22 protein-coding genes are annotated in these 23848 nt (G+C 61.3%); 10 read left to right on the forward strand and 12 right to left on the reverse strand.

Features of this window, described 5'->3' with window-relative positions:
• Window positions 1–101: 101 nt before the first annotated feature.
• Window positions 102–1217 carry a branched-chain amino acid ABC transporter substrate-binding protein gene (locus AWX27_RS17820; RefSeq protein WP_060424161.1) on the reverse strand — a complete coding sequence of 372 codons (1116 nt, stop codon included), beginning with the start codon at window positions 1215–1217 and terminating at the stop codon, window positions 102–104.
• 405 nt (window positions 1218–1622) lie between these two features.
• Here AWX27_RS17820 and panM point away from each other — a divergent pair, with 405 nt between their 5' ends.
• Genes panM through AWX27_RS17835 form a run of 3 tightly spaced genes read left to right on the forward strand, consistent with a single transcriptional unit; the run spans window position 1623 to window position 5291 of the window.
• Window positions 1623–2015, forward strand: coding sequence for an aspartate 1-decarboxylase autocleavage activator PanM (gene panM / locus AWX27_RS17825; RefSeq protein ID WP_049198652.1), 393 nt, complete (start codon window positions 1623–1625; stop codon window positions 2013–2015).
• The gene (locus tag AWX27_RS17830; RefSeq protein WP_060424165.1) at window positions 2012–3229 is read left to right on the forward strand and encodes a DUF3142 domain-containing protein; all 1218 of its coding nucleotides are present in this window, start codon (window positions 2012–2014) and stop codon (window positions 3227–3229) included. Before panM ends, AWX27_RS17830 begins: the two co-directional genes overlap by 4 nt.
• Window positions 3230–3272: 43 nt before the next feature.
• Window positions 3273–5291, forward strand: a complete 2019-nt coding sequence (locus AWX27_RS17835) for a hypothetical protein (RefSeq protein ID WP_369819336.1) — start codon at window positions 3273–3275, stop codon at window positions 5289–5291.
• Window positions 5292–5354: 63 nt separating this feature from the next.
• On the opposite strand, the gene rpoH is transcribed toward AWX27_RS17835, so the two are convergent.
• The 4 genes from rpoH to ftsY form a co-directional block, all read right to left on the reverse strand.
• A complete protein-coding gene (rpoH, locus tag AWX27_RS17840; protein ID WP_038874147.1) occupies window positions 5355–6212 on the reverse strand; it encodes an RNA polymerase sigma factor RpoH in 858 nt (285 codons plus the stop codon).
• Between the two features lie 317 nt (window positions 6213–6529).
• Window positions 6530–7483, reverse strand: coding sequence for a permease-like cell division protein FtsX (gene ftsX / locus AWX27_RS17845; protein ID WP_060424170.1), 954 nt, complete (start codon window positions 7481–7483; stop codon window positions 6530–6532).
• A complete protein-coding gene (gene ftsE, locus AWX27_RS17850; RefSeq protein WP_004934337.1) occupies window positions 7473–8144 on the reverse strand; it encodes a cell division ATP-binding protein FtsE in 672 nt (223 codons plus the stop codon). The genes ftsX and ftsE overlap by 11 nt, the downstream gene beginning before the upstream one ends.
• A 5-nt stretch (window positions 8145–8149) precedes the next feature.
• The gene (ftsY, locus tag AWX27_RS17855; RefSeq protein WP_060424172.1) at window positions 8150–9820 is read right to left on the reverse strand and encodes a signal recognition particle-docking protein FtsY; all 1671 of its coding nucleotides are present in this window, start codon (window positions 9818–9820) and stop codon (window positions 8150–8152) included.
• A 242-nt stretch (window positions 9821–10062) separates the two neighbouring features.
• Between ftsY and rsmD the strand changes: the two genes are divergently transcribed.
• Together rsmD and AWX27_RS17865 are read left to right on the forward strand one after the other, a co-directional pair.
• The gene (gene rsmD, locus AWX27_RS17860) at window positions 10063–10683 is read left to right on the forward strand and encodes a 16S rRNA (guanine(966)-N(2))-methyltransferase (protein ID WP_060424175.1); all 621 of its coding nucleotides are present in this window, start codon (window positions 10063–10065) and stop codon (window positions 10681–10683) included.
• Window positions 10673–10945, forward strand: coding sequence for a DUF1145 family protein (locus AWX27_RS17865; RefSeq protein ID WP_004934327.1), 273 nt, complete (start codon window positions 10673–10675; stop codon window positions 10943–10945). Before rsmD ends, AWX27_RS17865 begins: the two co-directional genes overlap by 11 nt.
• 3 nt (window positions 10946–10948) lie before the next feature.
• Here the strand turns inward: AWX27_RS17865 and AWX27_RS17870 are convergent, their stop codons facing one another.
• Entirely contained in the window at window positions 10949–11305 is a 357-nt protein-coding gene (locus AWX27_RS17870; RefSeq protein ID WP_060424177.1) for a DUF2500 domain-containing protein, read from the reverse strand.
• A gap of 158 nt (window positions 11306–11463) precedes the next feature.
• Here AWX27_RS17870 and AWX27_RS17875 point away from each other — a divergent pair, with 158 nt between their 5' ends.
• A complete protein-coding gene (locus tag AWX27_RS17875) occupies window positions 11464–12090 on the forward strand; it encodes a lysoplasmalogenase (RefSeq protein ID WP_049200035.1) in 627 nt (208 codons plus the stop codon).
• Between the two features lie 40 nt (window positions 12091–12130).
• On the opposite strand, the gene AWX27_RS17880 is transcribed toward AWX27_RS17875, so the two are convergent.
• Window positions 12131–12508: an AprI/Inh family metalloprotease inhibitor gene (locus AWX27_RS17880; RefSeq protein WP_060424180.1), complete on the reverse strand. Its 378-nt coding sequence runs from the start codon at window positions 12506–12508 to the stop codon at window positions 12131–12133.
• A gap of 55 nt (window positions 12509–12563) precedes the next feature.
• Window positions 12564–14027 carry a serralysin family metalloprotease gene (locus AWX27_RS17885; RefSeq protein WP_060424182.1) on the reverse strand — a complete coding sequence of 488 codons (1464 nt, stop codon included), beginning with the start codon at window positions 14025–14027 and terminating at the stop codon, window positions 12564–12566.
• A 681-nt stretch (window positions 14028–14708) separates the two neighbouring features.
• On the opposite strand from AWX27_RS17885, the gene AWX27_RS17890 reads away from it, so the two are divergent.
• On the forward strand, window positions 14709–17027 hold the full coding sequence (locus tag AWX27_RS17890; RefSeq protein ID WP_060424184.1) for a zinc/cadmium/mercury/lead-transporting ATPase: 2319 nt from the start codon (window positions 14709–14711) through the stop codon (window positions 17025–17027).
• Between the two features lie 89 nt (window positions 17028–17116).
• Here AWX27_RS17890 and tusA read toward each other — a convergent pair whose 3' ends face one another.
• Window positions 17117–17362, reverse strand: coding sequence for a sulfurtransferase TusA (tusA, locus tag AWX27_RS17895; protein WP_025304890.1), 246 nt, complete (start codon window positions 17360–17362; stop codon window positions 17117–17119).
• A gap of 220 nt (window positions 17363–17582) precedes the next feature.
• On the opposite strand from tusA, the gene AWX27_RS17900 reads away from it, so the two are divergent.
• The 3 genes from AWX27_RS17900 to AWX27_RS17910 all read left to right on the forward strand — a co-directional run bounded on the left by AWX27_RS17900 (window position 17583) and on the right by AWX27_RS17910 (window position 19362).
• Window positions 17583–18242, forward strand: a complete 660-nt coding sequence (locus tag AWX27_RS17900) for a 7-cyano-7-deazaguanine/7-aminomethyl-7-deazaguanine transporter (RefSeq protein ID WP_060424186.1) — start codon at window positions 17583–17585, stop codon at window positions 18240–18242.
• A gap of 41 nt (window positions 18243–18283) precedes the next feature.
• Window positions 18284–18718 carry a GNAT family N-acetyltransferase gene (locus tag AWX27_RS17905; RefSeq protein WP_060424189.1) on the forward strand — a complete coding sequence of 145 codons (435 nt, stop codon included), beginning with the start codon at window positions 18284–18286 and terminating at the stop codon, window positions 18716–18718.
• An 80-nt stretch (window positions 18719–18798) separates the two neighbouring features.
• A complete protein-coding gene (locus tag AWX27_RS17910; RefSeq protein ID WP_060424192.1) occupies window positions 18799–19362 on the forward strand; it encodes a DcrB family lipoprotein in 564 nt (187 codons plus the stop codon).
• Between the two features lie 35 nt (window positions 19363–19397).
• Here AWX27_RS17910 and glpC read toward each other — a convergent pair whose 3' ends face one another.
• From glpC to glpA, 3 genes are read right to left on the reverse strand one after another with little or no spacing between them, the layout of a single operon-like run.
• Window positions 19398–20597, reverse strand: coding sequence for an anaerobic glycerol-3-phosphate dehydrogenase subunit GlpC (glpC, locus tag AWX27_RS17915; protein WP_060424194.1), 1200 nt, complete (start codon window positions 20595–20597; stop codon window positions 19398–19400).
• A complete protein-coding gene (gene glpB / locus AWX27_RS17920; RefSeq protein ID WP_060424196.1) occupies window positions 20594–21862 on the reverse strand; it encodes a glycerol-3-phosphate dehydrogenase subunit GlpB in 1269 nt (422 codons plus the stop codon). The genes glpC and glpB overlap by 4 nt, the downstream gene beginning before the upstream one ends.
• Window positions 21852–23501, reverse strand: coding sequence for an anaerobic glycerol-3-phosphate dehydrogenase subunit A (glpA, locus tag AWX27_RS17925; protein ID WP_048795660.1), 1650 nt, complete (start codon window positions 23499–23501; stop codon window positions 21852–21854). Before glpA ends, glpB begins: the two co-directional genes overlap by 11 nt.
• Between the last annotated feature and the right edge of the window lie 347 nt (window positions 23502–23848).

The raw sequence follows: 23848 nt of genomic DNA on the forward strand, positions 1-23848 counted from the left end.
TGCGAAACCCGCCGGCGGAGAACCGGCGGGTAAAGGGAGACGGGGCCGGCAAGCCGACCCGCCGGGCGCAGCGGGCTGCGCCCCACCCTAATCATTATGGCTTATTTGATCGGTGTGGACGTGCCGTTGGCATGCCATTCGAACACGCCGAACTCGAAGCCTTTCAGATCGCCCTTGTCATCCCAGGTCAGCGGCCCCATCACGGTCTCCACCGGCTTGCCGGTTTTCAGATCCTTGACGATATCCGCCGGCTCCTGGCTGCCGCTGCGCTCCATGCCGGTGGTCAGCGACTGCAGCGCGGCATAGGTGGTCCAGACGAACGGGCCGGTCGGATCCAGCTTCTTGGCTTTCAATGCATCGACGATCGGCTGGTTGGCAGGCACCTGGTCGTAGCGTTTCGGCAGCGTCACCAGCATGCCTTCCGAAACGGCCCCGGCGATGTTGGACAGCGAGGAGTTGCCCACGCCCTCCGGCCCCATGAAGCGGGTGGTCAACCCGGCCTGCTTGGCCTGACGCAGGATCTGGCCCATTTCCGGGTAGTAACCGCCGAAGTACACGAAGTCGATATTTTCTTTCTTCAGGCGCGCCACCAAGGTGGAGAAGTCTTTGTCGCCGGCGGTGATGCCTTCGAACATCGCCACTTCGGTGCCCTGTTTTTTCAGGCTGTCGCGCACCGAGCGGGCCAAGCCTTCACCGTATTGCTGCTTGTCGTGCACCACGGCGATGCGCTTCGGCTTGATGTCGCTGAGGATGTATTTGGCGGCGGTCGGGCCCTGATCCGAGTCCAGGCCGGTGGTGCGCAGGATCATCTTGTAGCCGCGGGTGGTCAGATCGGCGTTGGTGGCCGCCGGGGTAATCATGATCACGCCTTCGTCTTCATAGATATCGGACGCCGGCTGGGTAGACGAGGAGCACAGGTGGCCGATCACGTAGCGAATGCCGTCGTTGATCACCTTGTTGGCGACCGCAACCGCCTGTTTCGGGTCGCAGGCGTCGTCGTATTCCACGCCAACCAGCTTGTCGCCCTTGATACCGCCCTTGGCGTTGATATCGGCAATCGCCTGGCGCGCGCCGGTAAACTCCATGTCGCCATACTGCGCGACCGGGCCGGACATCGCCCCGACGATCGCCACCTTGATGTCTTTCGCCATGGCCGCCTGGCTCATGGCCATCGCAATACAACCCGCCAGCAGTGCCTTACCTGTTGTTAATTTCATCCGCAAATCCCCATCTGTCGTTGTGAACGTACCTGTTGTGTTTGCCTGCGCCCGATCGTTATTGACCGCTTTTGTTATAAGTAATAATGATTTAGGCGTTTTATCGGCATTATTTTCTAATAAGACTTTATTTTTCATGCCATTAAACAGGAATTTTATTCTGCAAATCAACTTCATCCGGCAGAAACAAGCGGTGTAAACAGGATAAAATTCGAATTAAATCTGCGCTCTTTACCTTGAGGCGTAGTGCGTTGTGCTGGTTAACAATCCGTTTACTAACTATTTACTCGGAAAATGCCCCGTGCAAAAAACATATTGCACAGTAATCGTACAGAAAAACTTACACAACGCTCTGCACAAGATCTATTACACTGTCGGCATCATTTAGCTGCGCGGAAATTCTGCATGAAACTGACCATCGAGCGCCTGACCGCGCTGTCCCCGCAAGACCTTATCGACCTCGGTAAAATTTGGCCGCACCAGCAGCCGGAACAGTGGCAGAGCTGGCTGAGCGACGGCAAGGCGCTATTCGCCGCCCGCTTCAACGAGCGGCTGCTGGGGGCGGTGAAAATCGCGCTGCAGGACGACCGCGCCGAACTGCAGGACCTGCTGGTGCGCGAAGTGACGCGCCGCCGTGGCGTCGGTCTTTACCTGGTGCAGGATGCGCAGCGCCAGCTGCCGCAGGTCGCCCACTGGCAGCTGTCGACCGCCGGCCTGGCGCCGCGCGAACGCGGGGAAGTCGATAACTTCATGCGCGCCTGCGGCTTCGCACCGCAGGGCGATCTCTGGCAAAAATGAAACGCCGGCTGGCGGCGCTGGTCTTGATTGCGCTGGGGCTGGCGGCCGCGCTCCTCGGGCGCCAGCAGGCGCTGCGCCTGGCCTCAGGCTGGGATCAGCAGGTTTATGTCTGGCAGCGGGTCTGGACGCCGCAGCACGCCGATGCGCTGGCGCACAGCCGCGATCTGTTCGGTGGGCTGCGCGTGCTGGCGCTGCAGGTACATCCGCGCGAGGGCTGGCGGGAGATCCCAGCCGATCTCAGCCTGCTGAAGCAGGACGGCCGCCCGCTCTGGCTGGTAGCACGCCTCGACGGCCAGCTGCCGCAGCTGGACCAAGAAGCCATTATCCAGCGTCTGCTGGCGCTCACCCAACGCTGGCAGGCGGCCGGGCTGCCCGTCACCGGCGTCGAGATCGATCATGACGCCGCCACCGCCCGCCTGCCGGACTACCAGCGCTTTCTACAGCGGCTGCGCCAACGGCTGCCCACCGCTTTGCAACTCGGCATCACCGCCCTGCCGGCTTGGATCGGCTCACCCGCTCTGCCCGGCGTACTGCAGCAGGCCGACAGCTCCGTCCTGCAGGTGCACGCGGTGCTCTCGCCGCAGCAGGGGCTGTTTGACGGCCCCTTGGCGCTGCGCTGGGTGCGGCAGTACGCCGCCGTCACACCGAAGCCGTTTCGCGTCGCGCTGCCGGCCTACGGCATGGCGCTGCTGGGGTTTGATGCGCAGGGCGCGCAGGTGGAGAGCGAATCCTCGCTGCGCGTGGCGGGCAACGGCCGCGAGCTGACGGTCGCGCCGCAGCAGATCGCCGATTTTCTGCAAGCGCTGGCGCAGCAAACGCCGCCCCGGCTGCGCGGCATTATCTGGTTTCGCTTGCCGCTGGTGGACGATCGGCGCGCCTGGTCGCTCGCCACGCTGCGAGCGGTGATCGAACGGCGGCCGCTGAACGTCGACTGGCAGGTAAAATTTAGGCCTCAGCCACAGCAAAACGGGCTGTATGATCTGATAATTCATAACAACGGGCCGGTGGACGCCCCGCTGCCGCAAGAGGTGGTCATCCGCGCCGACGACTGCCTGGCAGCGGACGCGGTCGGCAACTACCGGCTGGAATCCGCACCGCAACGGCAACGCTTTATCCGCATCAGCGGCGACCAGCTGCGCGCCGGGCAATCCCGGCCGCTGGGCTGGCTGCGCTGCCAACAACTGACGCCAGGAGGCACTCTTGTCACACCTTGATTCGCGCGCGGCACGGAACACCCGCCGCCTTCTTCCGCTGGCCATGCTGATCGGCGCCGCGCTGGCGCTGCCGCTGAACGGCTATGCCTGCGGCCCGGATTTTCCTAACCGACTGCTGATCGACCGCAACGGCACCCTGCTGTATATGCCGGAGGGCAATTTCGCCTTCGAAGCCGGCCGGCTGGTGCCGGCGGATAAGCAGCTGCCGCACTGGCAAGCCCCGCCGCCGCCGATGCCGCCGAAACCGATGCCGCAGTCGCCGGAAACGGTGGCGATCGGCAAAATGCGCGCCGCCAAAACGGTGGAAGAGGCTGACGCCGTCAATACGCAGGGGTTGTCCAACGCCGCGCGCCTTTATCAACTGGGCGCCGTCGCTTTCGCCAGCCACGATCCGCGCGCCACAGACTATTTCCAGCAGGTGCTGAAGCTGCCGGCCGCCGAACAGGGCGACTGGGGGCTACGGGCGCAGTATTCGCTTGGTCGGGTGTTGATGAATGACCACGGCACGCCGATGAATGAATCGGGTGAAGCGGCGCCCGCCGCCGAGCATCCGCCTAAAGCCGAACTTGAACAGGCGCTGGCGGCGTTCCAGCAAGTGATCGATCGGGTGAAAAGCGGCGCCGCCGACCCCGATCAGCTGGCGCTAAGCAGCCTCGGGCAGCAGGCGCGCATCCACCTGTGGCTGGGTGACGTCGCCCCCGCCGCCCACCTGTACGCACAGCAGGCGGCGCAGGGCGATCCGAGGGGCGGGCAGTCGCTGCAGTACGTCTCCAGTTTCCTGGTCAATCCCGACCATCTGGAAACGCTGAAACAGGTTATCGGCGATCCCTTAATCCAACAGCTGGTGACCATTGAACTGTTCGCCCGCAGCGGCAACCTGCAGATGGCGGATACCGACGGCAACGGCCGCTCCGCACAGATCATCAGCCAGATCCTGACGCTGCTGGACGGCACGGTGAAAAGCGGCTTCGCCGGCAGCGATCGGCTGGCGGCATTGGCCTACCGTTCCGGGCAGTACCCGATGGCGGCCAGCCTGCTGAAAAACGCCGGCGACAGCGGCCTGGCGTGGTGGCTGCGCGCCAAAATGGCGCTGCGTGACGGTGACGTGAAAGCTGCCACCGCCGCCTATGCCAAGGCGGCAAGCGCATTCCCCGCCGACGAAAGCTGGGGCGAACAGCGCAACGCCGACTTCGTCGCGGAAACCATCGTGCCCGAGTGCCGGGTAGCCGGCGAACAGGCTATCCTGGCGCTCAACCGCGGCGACTATCTGCAGGCGATGGACCTGCTGTATCGCGGCAAGGCGATCTACTGGGCCGACGTGGCCGACGTGGCGGAGCGGGTGCTGACCGTCGATGAGTTGAAAGGCTTTGTCGATAAGCACGCCCCGGCACCGACGACGCCGCTCAAGCCGGTTAACCCGGACGACTACGGCGGCCAGCAGATCACGCCGGAAGTGCAGCTGCGCGAGCTGCTGGCGCGGCGCTTGATGCGCGCCGGGCGAGCCGCGGAGGCGCAGGCCTACTTCGATATCCCCAACTACCGCCAAGCGGCGCAGCAGTATGCCGACGAGCTGAAGGCCGCCAAGGACAAGTCCGCCGCGCCGCTGACGCGCGCACAGGCTTACTATCGCGCCGCCAACCTGCTACGCGCCCAGGGGCTGGAGTTTACCGGCTATGAGATGACGCCGGACTACGCCATCTATGGCGCCGGCTATTCCTATCTGGGGGATGCGTTCGATACTCGCGAGCTGAAGCACAAAAGCTGGATAGACAGCGCAGAAGCTGCGCGCGCCAAGGCGGCGCTGCCATTGGAAGACAACCGTTTCCTGCACTATCGCTGGCAGGCGGTGGGGTTGGCGCAACAGGCGGCCGATCTGCTGCCGCCGAAAAGCCAGGCCTACGCCGCCGTGCTGTGTAACGCCGCCAGCTGGGTTATCAAGCGCGACGCCAAGACCGGCCGGGCGCTTTATCAGCGCTACATCAACACCGGCACCCGCTACCCGTGGGCGGCAAAATTCGGCTACGACTGCCCGGCGCCGGACTTCGCCACTGTTGCGCCATAACGCCGAATTTCAGGCATGAAAAAGCCCGGCTTGCCGGGCTTTTTTTTCGAATATCGCATCGACTCAGGCTTCGATCGCCATTTTCAATTTCTTCATGGCGTTCTTTTCCAGCTGGCGCACACGCTCGGCGGAAACGCCGTACTGATCGGCCAGCTCTTGCAGCGTCGACTTGTTGTCGTCGTCCAGCCAACGGGCGCGGATGATATGCTGGCTGCGCTCGTCCAGACCTTCCAGCGCATAGGCCAGTTTGTCTGCGGCGTTGCTTTCCCAGTTATCTTCCTCGATGCCTTCGGCGAAGTCTGAGCTCTTGTCCTGCAGGTACAGCACCGGCGCCATCGCCTGGCCATCGCGGGCCTCGTCGTCCGGAGTCGGATCGAAGGTCATGTCCTGCGCCGCCATGCGAGATTCCATCTCGCGCACGTCTTTGCTGGTGACGCCCAGCTCGCGGGCCACCAGTTCCACTTCGTCCTGGTTGAACCAGCCCAAACGCTGTTTGGTTTTGCGCAGGTTAAAGAACAGCTTGCGCTGCGCTTTGGTGGTCGCCACTTTCACGATGCGCCAGTTGCGCAATACGTACTCGTGGATTTCCGCCTTAATCCAATGCACCGCAAAGGAAACCAGACGCACGCCGACTTCAGGGTTGAAGCGGCGAACGGCTTTCATCAGGCCGATATTGCCTTCCTGAATCAGGTCCGCCTGCGGCAGACCGTAGCCTGAATAGTTGCGGGCAATATGAGCGACAAAGCGCAGGTGAGACAGGATGAGCTGCTTAGCGGCATCCAGATCGCCCTGATAATGCAGCCGTTCAGCCAGCTCCCGCTCTTCCTCTGCCGTCAGCATCGGATAGGCGTTGGCTGCCCGGATATAGGCTTCCAAGCTACCTTGGGGTACTAAGGCTAAAGTTTGCATTTCTTTGGTCATTCAAACCCTCTCTATGAGAATACAAAATCATGCAGGTGATTATTACAGCGGGGAAATGATTGATTCTACGGCAGTTGCTGAAGCAAAAGCGGTTCCACACGCCGGGCACCTTAACATTTGCTGCAATTTTTGACCGTACTCCGCCCTATAAGTTCACCCTTTTTTGCAAGCATTGTTGCTGACAATACGTGACGAGGGTGCAGGCCGATAGGGAATTTGTGCGCTAAGAAGAGAGGTGTGGTGCTGACTTCGCTTGAGGTCACTCTTCTCCCGCAACGCGATCAAAAGCAGCAGGAGAAGAGTATACCAAAAAAATCTTACTGTGGTGTAAATCGGCGTAAATGTTGCACTGTCGCCAGCCAGGCGGCGATCCAGCCGATCATCGCGGAGATGATCAGCAGCAGCAGCGCCTCGTCCCAGCCCAGCCCGTGCAGGGTGAAGGTGGTGCCGAATACCTTGGCTACCCCGGCGACTACCGACTCCAGCTGCCACACCAGCGCGCCGGAGAGCACCAGCGACAGCAGCGCGCCGGCGAAGCCCAGCATCGCCCCGCCGTTGAGGAACGGCCGCAGGATAAAGCCGTCGGTGGCGCCGATCAGCTTCATCACGTTGATGGTGTCGCGACGGCTGAAGATGCTCAGACGCACGCTGTTGCCGATCACCAGGAACACCGCCACGATCATCAGCACGCCGATGATCGCCGCGATCTGGCCCGCCAGCCCGGTGAGCGCCGCCAGGCGGGCAAACCAGCTGTCATCCATACGCACTTCTTCCACGCCCTGCACCGCCGCTACGCGATCGCGCAGGGTGTTGAGGGTGTCCGAACTCTGGAAGCTCATCTTCGGCGTGACGATCGCCACCGCCGGCAGCGGGTTCTCTTCCAGCATGTCCAGCGCGCCGCCAAAACCCGACCAGTTGCGGAACTCGCCGCGCGCTTCTTCACGCGACAGGTAGTTCACCTTCTCCACGCCGGCTTCCGCCTTGATGGCATCGAGCACTTTCAGCGCCGCGTCGTCATCGAGCGACTTATCCAGGTAGACCGTCAGCTGCGGCGTCGGGTACCAATGGCTGGCCGCGGTGCTGACGTTTTTCCACACGATGTAGCACACACTCGGCAGCGTCAGGGAGATGGCGATCACCATCACCGTCAGCAGCGTCGCCAACGGCTGACGCAGCATGTCTTTGATGGCGTTCATCCAGGCGTAACGCCACTGTTCGCGCCAGCCGCCGCGCAGCGCCTTGCTCTTGGCGGTTTTTGCGTTATTGGCCATGGTGAGCGCCCCCTTGCATGCGGCCCTGGCTCAGCGTCAGGATGCGGTAATTACGGCGGGCGATAAGCCCGGTGTCGTGCGTCGCCATTAATACGGTGACGCCGACACGGTTGAATTCTTCAAACAGGCGCAGAATGCCTTCCGACAGCGCGTCGTCCAGGTTGCCGGTCGGCTCATCCGCCAGCAGCACCGCCGGCTTGTTCACCACCGCACGGGCGATGCCCACGCGCTGCTGCTCACCGCCGGACAGCTGAATCGGGAAGTTTTTCGCTTTATCCAGCAAACCGACCTTGTCCAGCGCGGCGGAGACGCGGCGACGGATGTCTTCGGTGCTGGCGCCGGCGATGATCAGCGGCATCGCCACGTTGTCATACACCGTGCGATCCAGCAGCAGATGGTGATCCTGGAAGATCATGCCGATCTGCCGACGCAGGAACGGCACCTCGCGGTTTTTCAAACGGCTGATGTCGTGGCCGCCAAACCAGATGTGGCCGGCGCTGGGCCGTTCGATACCGCAAATCAGTTTCAGCAGGGTACTTTTCCCCGCGCCGGAATGGCCGGTCAGAAACGCCATTTCCGCCGGGCGCAGATGGAAATCGACCCCCTGCAGCGCTTGCCGTCCGCCCAGATAAGCTTTACTGACCTGTTCAAAGCGAATCATCCGTATTAATCCTCTCGGGCAAAAAGTGCCTCAATAAAATCGTCAGCCTTAAACGGCCGCAAATCTTCGATGCCTTCCCCAACGCCGATATAGCGAATCGGGATACCGAACTGATCGGCGATGGCGAAGATCACCCCGCCCTTGGCGGTACCGTCCAGTTTAGTCAGCGTGATGCCGGTTAAGCCCACGGCCTCATTAAATAATTTCGCCTGACTGACCGCATTCTGGCCGGTGCTGGCATCGAGCGTCAGCATAACCTCATGGGGGGCCTGGTCGTCCAGTTTTTTCATGACGCGGACGATCTTCTTCAGCTCTTCCATCAGGTGCGATTTGTTCTGCAGACGGCCGGCGGTATCGGCGATCAAGACATCGATGCCGCGCGCTTTGGCAGCCTGCACTGCATCGAAGATCACCGAAGCGGAATCCGCGCCGGTATGCTGCGCCACCACCGGGATGCGGTTACGTTCGCCCCACACCTGCAGCTGCTCTACCGCCGCGGCGCGGAAAGTATCCCCCGCCGCCAGCATCACCGACTTGCCTTCCGCCTGGAACTGACGCGCCAGCTTACCGATGGTGGTGGTTTTACCCACGCCGTTCACGCCGACCATCAGGATGACATACGGGGTTTTCCCGCTGACATCCAGCGGCTGATCGACCTTGGCCAGAATTTCGGACATTTCCTCCTTCAGCTTGCCGTACAGCGCTTCGGCGTCTTTCAGCTGCTTGCGGCTGGCGTGCTGGGTCAGGGAGGTGATGATCTTGCGCGTGGTATCCACGCCGACATCGGCGATCAGCAGCTGTTCTTCCAACTCGTCGAACAGGTCGTCGTCGATCTTTTTACCGCGGAACAGCCCCATAAAGCCGGAGCCAAGGTTTTGCTTGGTCTTCAGCAGGCTGCGCTTCAGGCGAGCGAAGAAGCCTTCTTTGGTCGGGCGCTCCTGCTCTTGCGCAGCGGCCGGCACCACAGGTTCAAGCAGCTCTTCTTCTTCCGGCTCGGGTTCTGGTTCGACGACAGGCTCAGGCTCGACGACCGGCTCAGGCTCAATGACCGGCTCAGGTTCAACAACTGGCTCTGGCTCAACGACCGGCTCAGGTTCGACGACAGGCTCTGGCTTAACAATCGGCTCAGGCTCGACGACCGGCTCAGGCTCGACGACCGGCTCAGGCTCGACGACCGGCTCAGGCTCAACGACCGCCTCTGGCTCAACGACCGGCTCGGGCTCAACAACTGGCTCTGGCTCGACGACCGGCTCAGGTTCGACGACCGGTTCGGGCTCAATGACTGGCTCTGGCTCAACGACCGGCTCAGGTTCGACAACCGGCTCTGGCTCGGCGATCGGCTGCTGCTGCGCCACTACCTGCTCGGTCACGCTGACAATCTCTTCGGCCAACGCTTGCGCCGTTGGGTGTTCGGCCGCCGCCGGCAGGTTCTCCGCGATTTGTTCGCCGGCCTGACCGTTATCCCACTCTCCCGGGGTGTCGACGGAGGCGGCAGGTTCAGATTCCTGGGCGGGGAGCTTGTCATCCAGCTTGGCGACAGCCGGTTCAGCCGGCGTCTCCGCGGCCTGAGGCTCCGCCTGCTCTACCGGCTGCTCAGGTTGCTGTTGCTCTTCTTCCTTTTCCTTCTGGCCAAAGCCCAGCCAGGAGAAAAACCCACGTTTCTTATCTTTTGCCATGTTATGACTCTACTCCGTACCGAAGGCTCGCTTACCCTACATACCTGAAGGATATATGCTGACAATAATCCGCCGAGTCTATCACTTTCCCTCGCGCAGCAACACGCATCCGGCATGCTTTCCGGTGTGAAATCAGACAACAAAGTTTTACCGTTCCCCCCGACGCCCGTCACCGGTAGAATAGGGGCAACTTTTCGTTAACCTCTGCGGCCCCGCGCCGCAAAAGAAATCAAACAACGCTTATGACAAGACTCTCGCCACGGGCGACGGCCAAAAAACCGCCCCAGGCCGCAGCCGGACAGATCCGCATCATCGGCGGCCAATGGCGCGGTCGCAAGCTTCCGGTGCCGAACAGCCCGGGGCTGCGCCCCACCACCGATCGGGTGCGCGAAACCCTGTTCAACTGGCTGGCGCCGGTGATTCAGGGCGCGCGCTGTCTGGACTGTTTCGCCGGCAGCGGCGCATTAGGGCTGGAAGCGCTGTCGCGCTACGCCGGCAGCGCCACGCTGCTGGAATTCGAACGGCCGGTGGCGCAGCAGCTGGAAAAAAATCTGGCGCTGCTGCAGGGCAAAGGGGTGGTTATCAACACCAACGCGCTGAGCTGGCTGGCGGGCGAGGGCCAACCGTTTGACGTGGTGTTTCTCGATCCGCCGTTTCGCAAAGGCCTGCTGGCGGAGACCGCCTTGTTGCTGGAGCAGCGAGGCTGGCTGGCCGACGAGGCCTGGATCTATGTAGAAGCCGAGGCGGAAAGCGCCGCGGCGGACGTGCCTGCCAGCTGGCAGTTGCACCGGGAGAAAGTCGCCGGCCAGGTGGCCTATCGCCTTTATATTCGTTCGCAAGAGAAAACCGACCATGCTGATTAATCTGGGCCGCCTGCTGATGCTGTGCGTGTGGGGCTTCCTGCTCTCTAACCTGTTCCATCCGTTTCCCAAGCCGCTGAAGTATTTCATCGACGTGGCGCTGTTCTTTATGGTGGTGATGCACGGCCTGCAGCTGGTGCTGCTGAAATCCACCCAGCCGAAGGATCAGCCGATCAGCTACTGGCAAGAAGCCAAGATCTTTATCTTTGGCGTGTTCGAGCTGTTGGCCTGGCAGAAGAAACAGCCTCCCATCAAGAAGAAGTGACCGCTACGGCTGAACGGTGAAAGAGACGAAGCGCGTGCCCTGCATGTTCAACGTGCCCTGCGCGCCTTGTTCTATCGGGTTGTATTGCCACTGTTTCAGCCGAAGCTGGATGTCTTCACCGCCCTGTACCGGGCGGAACACCACCTCGTAATACATCGGCTCATTGACCAGCGGTTCGCGCTGCGGCGCACGGGTTTTGGCGACCGGGAAGCTTCGCTTGTCGCTCACCGTCACCTGCAGACTGCGCATCGGTGCGCGGTCGTTTTCCGCCTCCTGCTGGCGCTGTTTGAAATAGCGTTGCGTGGCCAGCACGGCGATCAGCGCAATCACGGCGACAAAAAACAACGGTGGCTTACTCATCGGTTTCCCATTTCCTTCGCGGCCAAATCGGCGTAAACATAGCATTCTCAAGAAAGCATTGTCGATCGTCGGCAGGCTACCTACACTGAAATAAGAAGTGACATGGGTGACAGTTTGGAGCCGGTTGTTGCGGCTCCCTCATACATAAGGAAGACATAATGAGTTGGCCGTTCCTTGCCGTATTCTTTTCCGGTTGGCTGTTCGTCGACGCCTCATACCGTGGGCCGCGCTGGCAACGCTGGGTGTTCAAACCCGTCACGCTGCTGCTGCTGTTGCTGTTGGCCTGGCAGGCGCCGGTGCTCAGCGCGGCAGGTTATCTGATCGTACTCGGCCTGCTGGCGACGCTGATCGGCGACGCGCTGCTCCTGTTGCCGCGCGAGCGGGTGCTGTACGCCATCGGCGCCTTTTTCCTCTCCCACCTGCTGTATACCCTGAGCTTCGCCAGCCAGATGACGTTCAGTCTGTTCTGGCCGCTGCCGCTGGCGCTGCTGGCGATAGGCGCGTTGCTGCTGGCCACCCTTTGGACCCGGCTGGAAGAGATGCGCTGGCCGATCGTCACCTACGTGGCGATGACGCTGCTGATGGTCTGGTTGGCGGGCGAACAATATTTCCTGCGCAGCACCGATTTCGGCTTCTCGCTGCTGACCGGCACCTCGCTATTGCTGCTGGCCAACGTGGTTTGGCTGATCAACCGCTACCGTTTCACCTTCCGCGCAGCGGACGCCATCGTCGCTTTCTGTTACTTCTCCGGCCACTTCCTGATCGTGCGCTCACTCTATCTGTAACGACCTGCCGCGGGTTCGGCACGCCGAACCCGTTCCCACATCAAGCCAACGCTTTCAACGTTAAGGCATCATCGGCGCCCAGCTGATTGCGATACAGATCGCCGTCGCGCGAGAAGAACGCCAGCGTGCTGCCATCCGCACGCAGCAGGGCGATGCCGTCCGGCGCCGGGCGCCAGCCCACCACCTCGGCCGCAAACACGCTTTGCAGACAACGTTGCCGATCCACCAGCTGATAGCCGTTGGTTTCACTTTGCTCATTCGCCAAAAACTCGATTTGGCATTGCCGTTCGCTGTCGGCCACCTGCCATTGCCCCGCCAGCGACTGCGCGGTCGGCAGCGCCAGGCTGCCGGCCATGACCGCACTCGTCACTATCATGCCGCTCGCCGCCAGAGCGGTGCGCGTTAAAGTACCTTTCATACCGGGCTCCCGCATCACGCCCGGCCGAGACTGCGCCGGGCGTGTCGTTGCTGTGTTACACGATAAAGTCGGTGGCGACGTCTACCTGACCGACGATTTTCACCAGGAAGTCCGGCGCCTGATGACCCCCGATGTTCACCGCCAGATCGGTCACGTTGTTGGAAGCATTGTAGCTGAGCAATGCTTCACCGGCCGCGCCGCTGAAATGATCGACGAAGTGGATGAAATCGCTGCTCTGCGCCTCTTTGTTGAAGAACGACAGGTCAATTTTGTCGATCCCTTTCTGGAAGTCGCGGATCCAGTCCGAAGCACCCGGTGCAGAATCGCTGGCGGCAGAGAACACGAAGGTATCCTGGCCGGAACCGCCCCACAGCTCATCCGCCCCACCGCCGCCGAACAGCACGTCATTGCCCGCACCGCCTTTCAGGACGTTGTTGGCCGCGTTGCCGACGATCACGTCATTGCCGGAACCGCCAATGGCGTTCTCGATGGTCACCCCGGCGGCGATCGAGACGTTGCCCTTCAGGCCGCCCACGTCGGAGAACGACTTCTCGTTCAGGTTGATGCGCTGGTTAGCGGTATAACCGGAGAAATCGAAGGTATCGTTGCCGCCCGCATCCCAGACCGCAAAGATCACTTTCTGCGAGTTGCTGGTGGTGCTGAGGAAGTCACGACCGGTGTTGGAGTTAAAGCCGTACACGGTGTCGCCGGTGCGGGTCGACAGGTTGGCGCCATACAGATGTTGAATGGCGGCAATGTCATCCAGCAGAGGAGCAGCGGCGTAGTGGCCGCCGTTGTCCCCACCGGTGTTGGTTTCGCTCCAGTAGCTCATCAGGCTGAACTGACGGGTATCTTCCGCGTAAGTGACGTCGCGGTAGGTCGGGTTGCCTTCACCGGCGTTGTAATCGCCCGGATGGCTCAGACCCAGCGCATGGCCAATCTCATGGGTGAACGTCTGGCGGCCGTAGTCTTCGGTCGCCGGATGTTTCACGTTGGATTGGTTGACGTTGTACCAGGTCTGGCCGCCCAGATCCTGGCCCTGCCAAATGGTGTTCGGCAGGAAGGCATAGGCCTGAGTGCCGTAATCATAGTGGCCGGGGCGATCCTGGCTGTAGTTGCCGAAGGTGATGTTGGCTTTTTGACCGGCCGCCACTTCGGTGAAGGTGATATTGGCGACGTCAGCCCAGGACTGCAGCGACAGCTTAGCCTGCTGCTGCTGTTCCGCGCTGAACTTGCTCAGCCCGGTGTCGCCGGCGACGTTGGTGGCAGAGAACTTATAGTCCGGGAAGGAGAAGGTTAATTTAACCGGTTGGCCAAATACCTTGTAACCGTTCCAGGTTTGGTTCTCACGGGTAATAAACAGCCCAGCTTGCTCGTTAGAAAATGAATCCTTGCCATTAATCTGAATCCCGTTGCCACGCTCATGATAATGCAGCAGGTCGGCTACAGCATCGTAGCCGGTTTTGGCGGCTGCGAAGTTGGATTCAGTAATTTCAATTGCCTTTTTAGTAGATTGCATTGGTTCGATTCCACTCATTATCTGATCGTTATCAATCAGACAGATAGACATAACCTCCCCGTAAGCTACGGTTAATGAACCTTAAGCTTGCTGGAAGGGGCTTATGCGCCGTTGCCGGCAGTGTGTTAGGTAGAATTAATGCATATATATCAGCAAATAAGATTGCCATTAAAAATGGTAATCGATTCCAATTATAGGCAGGGCCGCGAAACTGAACATAAAATAATCAACCTTTTATTGTCTTAACGAAAGTTTGTTATGCTGCTTTTTAGGCTTCTTTACAAAACAAATGAAACTTAACGAGGATAAGTTGGCACCAAACTTCAATAACAATGCGGCCTGCAGGCACAAGCGAATCATGCTGGCTTGGCACGGGCAAAAAGGTAAATTTTGCTAAAGCGTTATAGGTTAATAACTCTTTATTATTAGGTCAGGCGACTTTTTAGTTTCTATAGGAATATTATTTTCTTATTTAAACTAACGGCAGTGAGGCTTTTCACCCAAATAGGGGATAAGAAAAGCCTATAGATTTAAATTCGCATTATTCATTATTGAATGAATACCCCTTTATACACTCGAACGCCGTTAGCAATAATTCTCATCCGGCGCTTGACTCTGGAGTTGACTCCAGGGTGTAGAGTCAGCTGAGCAAACCCGTTTAACAGCCCGAAGGGGGACGTTATGCACAACCAGCAAAACCATAATCATCAGGAACATCACCACACCGAAGGCGGATGCGGCTGCAACCACAGCCACAGCAAAACCCAGCATGGCTGCAGCAGCGAGCCGAAAAACGCCGCCGCACAGGCCGAACACGCCCACCACCATCACGATCATGGCGATAGCGGCTGCTGCACCGCCGCGCCCGACGATCCGGACGAGGAAAGCGACAGGCTGGCCGCCGCTCCCCCTTCCGGTAGCCAACGTTTCAGCTGGAAAGTCACCGGCATGGACTGCCCCAGCTGCGCCAAGAAAATCGAAAATGCCGTCACCGCACTCCCCGGCGTCGACAGCGCGCGCGTGTTGTTCGCCACCGAGAAACTGGTGGTCGATGCGCAGTCCGATATCAGCCTGCGGATCCAGGACGCGGTCGCCCAGGCCGGCTTTACCCTGCTCGGCACTCAGACCGCCAAAGCCGCCGCGCCGAAAACCTCACGCTTCGGCGAATTCGCACCGCTGCTGCTGTTGACCACCCTGATGGTCGTCAGCTGGGTGCTGGATCGGGTTAACCCGGAGCTGGGCCGCATCGCCTTTATCGCCACCACGCTGGTCGGGTTGGCACCGGTCGCCGCCAAGGCGCTGCGTCTGATTCGTTCCGGCACGCCGTTCGCCATCGAAACGCTGATGAGCGTGGCGGCCATCGGCGCGCTGTTCATCGGCGCCACCGCCGAGGCGGCGATGGTGCTGCTGCTGTTTATGGTCGGTGAACTGCTGGAATCCTACGCCGCCAACCGCGCGCGGCGCGGGGTGACGGCGCTGATGGAGCTGGTGCCGGAAGATGCGCTGCTGCTGCAAGGTGCGGAGCGCAAACGCGTGCCGGTCGCCAGCCTGCGTCCGGGCGACGTGATTGAAATCGCACCCGGCGGGCGCCTGCCGGCCGACGCCGAGCTGCTCAATCCATTCGCCAGCTTCGACGAAAGCGCCCTGACCGGCGAATCGGTACCGGTCGAGCGCCAACAGGGTGAGAAAGTGGCCGCCGGCAGCCTGTCCGTCGATCAGGCGGCGCAGATGAAGGTGATCTCCGAGCCCGGCAAAAACGCCATCGACCGCATTTTGCAGCTGATTGAGGAGGCCGAAGAGCGCCGCGCGCCGATAGAACGCTTCCTCGATCGGTTCAGCCGTTATTACACCCCGGCCATTATGCTGCTGGCCGTCGCGGTGATCCTGGTGCCGCCGCTGCTGTTCTCACAGCCGTGGGATACCTGGATCTATCGTGGCCTGACGCTGCTGCTGATCGGCTGCCCATGCGCATTGGTGATCTCGACCCCGGCGGCGATCACATCCGGGCTGGCAGCCGCCACGCGGCGCGGCGCGCTGATTAAAGGCGGTGCGGCGCTGGAGCAACTGGGCCAGATCCAAACTATCGCCTTCGATAAAACCGGCACCCTGACCGAAGGCAAGCCGACGGTGACCGACGTGCTGCCGATCGGCACACTCACCGAACAGCGGCTGCTGCAGCTTGCCGCCGCGGTGGAAGCCGGTTCACATCACCCGCTGGCGCAGGCGATCATCAACCGCGCCGCCGAAAGCGGGACGGAGCTGCCGCTGGCGCAGGCGCGCCGCGCGCTGGCCGGCGTCGGCGTGGAAGGGATCGTGGACGGCAAGACCGTGCTGATCAGCGCGCCGGGCAAGCTGGCACCGGGCCTGCTCGACGCCCAATGGCAGAGCCAGGTAGACAAGCTGGAAAACGCCGGCAAAACGGCGGTGGTGGTGCTGGAAGACGGCGCGCCCATCGGCTTGCTGGCGCTGCGCGATACGCTGCGCGGCGACGCCAAACAGGCCATAGCCGAACTGAACGCGCTGGGTATTCGCGGCGTGATGCTGACCGGCGACAACCCGCGCGCCGCCGCGGCGATCGCCGGCGAGCTGGGGCTCGACTATCGCGCCGGTCTGCTGCCGGAAGATAAGGTCAGCGCGGTTACCGAACTGAGCGAACTGCGCCCGACGGCGATGATCGGCGACGGGATCAACGACGCCCCAGCGATGAAGGCCTCCAGCATCGGCATCGCCATGGGCAGCGGCACCGACGTGGCATTGGAAACCGCCGATGCCGCCCTGACCCACAACCGGCTGGTAGGCGTCGCGGAGATGATCCGCATCTCGCGCGCCACCCACGCCAATATCCGGCAAAACATCACCATCGCATTGGGGCTGAAGGGGGTCTTCCTGATCACCAGTCTGCTGGGGCTGACCGGTTTGTGGCTGGCGGTGCTGGCTGACTCCGGCGCCACCGCGCTGGTCACCGCCAACGCGCTGCGGCTGTTGAAAAAGCGCAGCTAAGTTCGGAAACCAATACGGGCGCGGCATACCGCGCCCGTTGTCATTTCGGGGAAAGAGACTTTTCTTTCATCGACACGATCATGCCGCCGTTATACGCCTTTACGCAACAGATAACGGTATGGCGCCTGCTCGGTCTCCTGCGCCACCAGCGTGTGTTCCATAAAACGGCAGAACCCCGGGATATCGCGGGTGGTAGCCGGATCGTCGGCGATAATCAGCAGCGTTTCGCCGTTGTCCATATGGCGCACGGTTTTACGCACCATCATCACCGGTTCCGGGCAACGCAGGCCCAGCGCGTCGAGCGTCTGGTCTGCCTGGGCAAATAAGTCAGTCATGCAATTTTTCTCGTTCAAAAACGATCGGCGAACGCTCGCCGCATCTCATTAGCGCCTAGTTTACGCCGGTAGTTTTTCTGCGCAAGATGCGTTAACGTTTGCGTTAAATTTAACCATTGCATTGGTTGCGCAAACGCGTATCATGCCGCCGCGCAGCGTTTTTTGCTGTTTTAACAAGACACACTGGGTTCCCTCACCCCACTGCTAAAAAGGCTACAATATGTATTCGTTTACCGCACAGCAGCGCTTCACGGCGTTGGTCTGGCTTTCGCTGTTTCATATCGCCATCATTACCTCCAGCAACTACCTGGTGCAGCTGCCGATCACCGTTTTCGGCTTCCATACCACCTGGGGCGCCTTTACCTTCCCGTTTATCTTCCTGGCGACCGATCTGACCGTGCGCATTTTCGGCGCGCCCCTGGCGCGGCGGATTATCCTGGCGGTAATGGTGCCGGCGCTGTTCATCTCTTACGTGATCTCCACCGTCACCTATCAGGGAGAGTGGCAGGGATTCGCGGCGCTGGGCAGTTTTAACCTGTTCGTGGCGCGCATCGCCGTCGCCAGCTTTATGGCCTATGTGCTCGGCCAGATCCTCGACGTTCACGTCTTCAACCGCCTGCGCCAGCGCAGCGCCTGGTGGGTAGCGCCGGCGGCGGCGATGTTCTTCGGCAACATCAGCGATACACTGGCGTTCTTCTTCATCGCCTTCTACAAGAGCAGCGATCCCTTCATGGCCAACAACTGGGTGGAGATCGCGCTGGTGGATTACAGCTTCAAGGTGATGATCTGCCTGCTGTTCTTCCTGCCGATGTACGGCGTGTTGCTGAACATGCTGCTCAAACGCATCGCGGCGCGCAGCGGCAGCCTGCAGCCGAGCTGAGCCGTGCTATTCTGGGCGGCCCTATCCTTTGGAGGCCGCCCATGACCCCAATCGTTCGCAACGCCACGCTCGAAGAAATCCACCGCCTTTACCAACGCATCCCCGAATTCGGCAACCTGCATAGCCTGGCCGATCTGCAGCAGCGTATCGGCACCGCCTCCGCCAGCCTGTTGATCGCCGAGATAGACGGGCAGCCGGCCGGTTTCAAACTCGGTTATCAACGGCAGGAAACGGTGTTTTACAGCTGGCTGGGTGGCGTGCTGCCGGCATTCCGCCGCCACGGCGTGGCGCAGGTCTTGTTGGCCGAACAGGAACGCTGGGCGCGGGCGCAGGGCTATCGCCAACTGACGGTCAAAACCCGTAACCGGTTCCGCGCCATGCTGACGATGCTGCTCACCCACCACTATCAGATTGTTCAGCTGGAAAAGAAAGGCGAAGTGGCTGATTATCGGCTATTACTGGAAAAAAACTTGTGACAACATCTGCCTTGCATTTCAACCTGGAATAGGTTGCGATACGACAGTGAATCCCTACCGGAAAGGAATAAGGAAGCCCGATGCGTAAAGTAGCGAAATTGATGGGTATCAGCCTGCTGGCGCTTGGCCTCGCGGCCTGCGACGGCAACACCAAAGACACCAAGGCAGCGCCAGACGGCGCGGCGGCCAGCGCGCCGGCCGGGCAGCAGGTGAGCCTGCTGGACGGTAAACTGACGTTCACCCTGCCGGTCGGCATGGCGGATCAAACCAGCAAGTTGGAAAAACCGGCCAACAACATGCACGCATATGCTGACAGCACCAGCCAGCGCCTAGTGGTTGTGATCCTGGGCGACAAGACCGCCGACAGTCTGGAAACCCTGGCCCAACGGTTGGAAAACAACCAACGCGCGAACGACGCCAATCTGCAGCTGATTACCAACAAGGCTATCGACGTAGACGGCGTGCCGCTGCGTCAGCTGGACAGCATCGTCACCAACAGTGGCAAGAAAGCTTACTCTTCCATTCTGGTTGGCGCACTGAACAACAACTTGCTGACCATCCAGATCTCGCTGCCGGCAGACAATCAGCAGCAGGCGCAGACCGAAGCCGAAGGCATCATCTCCACCCTGAAGCTGAAGCAGTAATCCCACAGGGGGCCGGTTTGCCGGCCCTTTCGTTTTTACGCCAGCGCCTGCGCCAGCAGGGTGATCGGATGTTCACAGCGCTTGCTGGTGGACATTTCTATCTGCCATTTGCAGGTCTCGCAGTCGGTCACCACCAGATCCACCCCGCTCTCTTCTATCTGCCGGAACAGCGGCGCGCCGATACCTTGCGAAGTGGCATAGTTCTCCGATTTGAACCCGTAGGTGCCGGCGATGCCGCAGCACTGCGAATCCAGCACCACCAGCTCCAGCCCCGGTATCTGCCGCAGCAGCTCCAGGGTGTAGGCGGTCCAGCCCATCTTCTCCATATGGCAAGGCGTGTGATATGCCACCCGCAGCGGCGTGTGCTTCAACGGCAGGCTACGCCCCTGATTGATCAGGCGATAGAGATAGCGCGTCGCCAGCTCCACCCGATCGCGCACCGGGGTGGTGTCCACGTCCAGCAGATGAGGGTATTCGTCGCGCAGGGTGAAGGTGCAGCTCGATGAGGTTGCCACCACCGGGATACCGCGTTCCAACACCGTTTCATGCAGCGATTCGGCGTTGACCCTGGCCTGCTTTTTGGCCTGCTCGATAAACCCGTTGGCGATCAGCGGCACGCCGCAGCATTTCTCGCGTTTCAGCAGCTGCACGCCGATATCCAGCGCGTTGAACACCCGGATCAAATCCTTGCCCAGCTGCGGATGGTTATAGTTGACGAAGCAGCCGTGGAAAAACGCCACCTGCTCGGCATAACGCTGCTGAACCTGCGCCTGTTGCCGGTACCAGCGGCGGAAAGTGCCGAACGAGTATTTCGGCAGTTCGCGACGGTGATCGATCTTCAGCGCCTTGTCCAACAGCTTGCGCACCGGTTTCAGCCCGGTAGCGGCGTTGACGATCGGCGCGAACGGCGTCGACAGCGAGCCCATGATGTCGGTGTGGCTGAGGATGGCGTCGCGCAGCGTCGGCTTGCTCTGGGCGAAGTCGGCGCGGGCGCGCTGAATGATGTCGCCGATTTTGACGTCGGACGGGCAGGCCACTTCACAGCGCTTGCAGTTGGTGCAGTATTTCAGCGCTTCGTCGTACAGCGCCGGATCTTTCAGCCGCAGCCGCTCGCCGTCCGGCCCCGCCTGTTTTGGCCCCGGATAGAGCGGGTTCACTTTGGCGACCGGGCAGTAGGTGGTGCAGACGGTGCATTTGATGCAGCTTTCAAAGCTGTGGTCCTGATGCAGGCTCATGCGTTTTCCTCCGCGGCGATCTGCTGCGCGACGTGCAGCGCACCGATCAATGACACGCCGGCGCCGCAGCCCTGCTGCAGCGGATCGTAGCCGCCGGCGACCGCGCCGATGGCATACAGATTGTCGAACGGCATTCCCTGTTTCATCGCCCGCAGCCTGCCGTCGGTGCGCACGCCAAACTGCAGATAAGGCTGCGGTGCAAACAGCTCGCGCCGGCTCCAGTCGGCGCGATCGGCGCGGCTGTGCACGTCCAGTTCGAAGATCGGCTCGCGCACCCCGTCGAAATCCGCCACCAGCCCGTTGCTGAAGAAGCTGCCGCTGGCCAGCACCACCTGCTGCGCCCGCAGCGGAATATCGCCGTGGTTACGGGTATACAGGCCGGTGACGCGGCCAGCTTCACACTCGGCGCGCAGCACGCTGTCGCCAGGCATGAAAACGCCGCCCAGCTGTTGGAAACGCCGCCGCAGTGCCTGATGCAAGCGCATGCCGGGCACCGAAGGCGGCAGCGTCGGCAGCAGCCGGATCGGTTTGCCGACCGCATCCTGCAGCACCGCCAGCGACGCATCGTCCTCCAGGCCCAAACAGGCCGGCAGGAAGAGCGCGTCGGCCTCGCCCGCCAACCGCCGCAGCTCCTCGGCCATCGGCGGCAGGCTTTCCATCAAATCCAGCACCCGGGCGATGTTCACCGCGCGGAACTCGCTGGGGTTATTGCGCAATCTGTCCAGCGCCGGCATGTGCAGATAGGCTACCTCCGTCTCTACGCCGAGCTCCCGGCTCAGGGAGTCGGCGGCCATCTGCGGCTGGAAGTCGAGGAACCCCTCGATGCCGATCACCGCAATACGCCGCCACGGCAGTTGGCCGGTCAGCGGCAGCGTCGGGATCGCCTGCGGGCTGAGCCAGGTGGCGCGGCGCGTCCCCAGCGGCGTAATACGCAGATGGTTATTGGCGCCCTCGCCCTGCAGGTTCAGCCCGCAGCGCTCCAGCAGCCGCTGCGCGGCGGCGGACAGCGCCGCCACCCGGCCGGGCCCGATCAGGGCATACGGATGCTGCGGCGCCTGCTGCGCCAACTGGGGTAACGCCGCCAGCGGCATCTCGACCGGCGTGCCGTCCGGCAATCTCGCCAGCAGATCGAGCGAGCCGGAGGAGAAGTAGAGCGCGCTCTGGCCGGAACTGACCACCGCACAGCGTTTGCCCTGTTCAGCCACGGCAATGGCGCAGCTCAGGCCGGCCAGGCCGCCGCCAATCACCACTACGTCAAATCGCATCATCCGCCTCCTGCTCCTTGTCGGCCTGGGCCTCAAGCCCGCATAACCCCTGGTAAACCCAGCTGGTAAATTCACTCTCACGCAGCGCATCGCCCCAGGCGATCGGCCGTACGCCTTTCCACCGTTCGTTGAGGAACTGCGACAGCTGCGCGATGGACTGCTGCGGCGTGCTGACCTTGAAGCGCGTCAGCAGCCCGGCGGCGCGGCAGGCGCAGAGTTCCCCCTGGCAGGTGCCCATGCCGACGCGGGTGCGGCGGCGCAGATCCACCAGGTTATTGACGGTCAGCGAATTGACCGCATAGCGCACTTCCCCGGCGGTCACCGCCTCGCATTCGCACACCAGGCTGGTGTCGAGCCGATCGGCCGCCGGCACCTGGCTGGCGCGATCGCCGTGGCGGTAAATTGCCGAGCCGCGAATGCTGGCGGGCAGAGAAACCACGCTGCGCACCGTTTCCTCCGCCGACTGGCGGGAGCCGGGCAACGCGTCCTGCGCGGTGGTGCACGGGCGGTTTACGCCAAGCTTTTCGCACACCTTATCGGTGGCCCACTCCGCCATCAGGCGGTAGGTCATCAGCTTGCCGCCGGTGATGGTGATAAACCCTTCCAGCCCGTCGCGAGCGGCGTGATCGAGCAGCACGATGCCGCGGCTGACGTTGCGCCCGCTGGGATCGTCGTCGCTGGCCACCAGCGGCCGCACCCCGGCATAGGCGCGCAGAATGCGGGTCTGCGCCAGGGTGGGCGCCAGCAGCGCTCCCTCGCGGATCAGAATGTCCACCTCCTGCGGGGTCACCAGCATGTTGTCAATTTGGTCGTAGTCGATATGGGTCGAGGTAGTCCCGATCAACGAGATGGTGTCGCCCGGCACCAGGATGTCGGCATCCGCCGGTTTGCGACAGCGGTTGATCACCATGTTGTTGATACGGTGGCCGAGGATCAGCAGCGCCCCTTTGGCCGGGAACATGCGGATGCGCAAGTCGGCGTATTCGGCGATCTGCTGGCCCCAGATGCCGGCGGCGTTGACCACCACCGGCGCATGCAGCTCATAACGCCGCTGATTCTGATGGTCGTAAACGCGCACGCCCGTCACCCGGTCGCCGCTGCGCAGCAGCCCCACCACCTGGTGGTAGGTCAGGATCTGCGCGCCGTGTTCACGCGCGTCCAGCATGTTGGCGGCGGTCAGCCGGAAGGGATCGACGGTGCCGTCCGGCACCCGCACCGCGCCGATCAGCGCCGGGTTGGCCGCCGGCTCCAGGCGCAGCGCCAGCTGCGGATCGATCGCTTCAGCGTCGATGTCGGCCTGGCGACAGGCGGCGATAAACTGTTGCTGATAGTCCAGCGAGTCCTGCGGCAGGGTGATGAACAGCCCATCGGTGCGCTCGATGCAGTGGTGGGCAATGCGTTTCAGGATGCGGTTCTCTTCGATGCACTCGCGCGCCGACTCGCCGTCGGTCACCGCATAGCGCGCGCCGCTGTGCAGTAAACCGTGGTTGCGGCCGGTGGCGCCGGTGGCGATGTCGTGGCGCTCCAGCAAGATGCAGCGCAAGCCGCGCCGCGCACAGTCGCGGGCGATGCCTGCACCGGTGGCGCCGCCGCCGATGATGATCACATCCGTTTCGCCGCCGTCAAAATAGCTGCTCATGTCGCTCCCTCAGGATCGGTAGTTATGAGCCTATTGAGCCACGGTTATTAGGGTCTTTGTTTGATAAGGAACAATAACGAACATGAAACGAAATAAAAATGTCCACAAAAAACCATCAATGTGATCATAATCACGATTTTTGGACGTTTTTCTATTTCATAACGTTAACGAATCGCTCAAAATCCGCCGTGGTTTCATGAAAGTGTAACAATTGCGCCATTCGTCACAGCGACACCAGGCGTATTTGATGACAATGGCGCTCGTTATGGAACACAAAAACACCACATTCGATATCCGCTCAATCATCAAATGAACGTAAAAGGTCATATTGATGTGATAACAGATAA

The sequence above is a fragment of the Serratia sp. 2880STDY5682894 genome (genome assembly GCF_001537385.1).
Lineage (GTDB): Bacteria > Pseudomonadota > Gammaproteobacteria > Enterobacterales > Enterobacteriaceae > Serratia > Serratia nevei.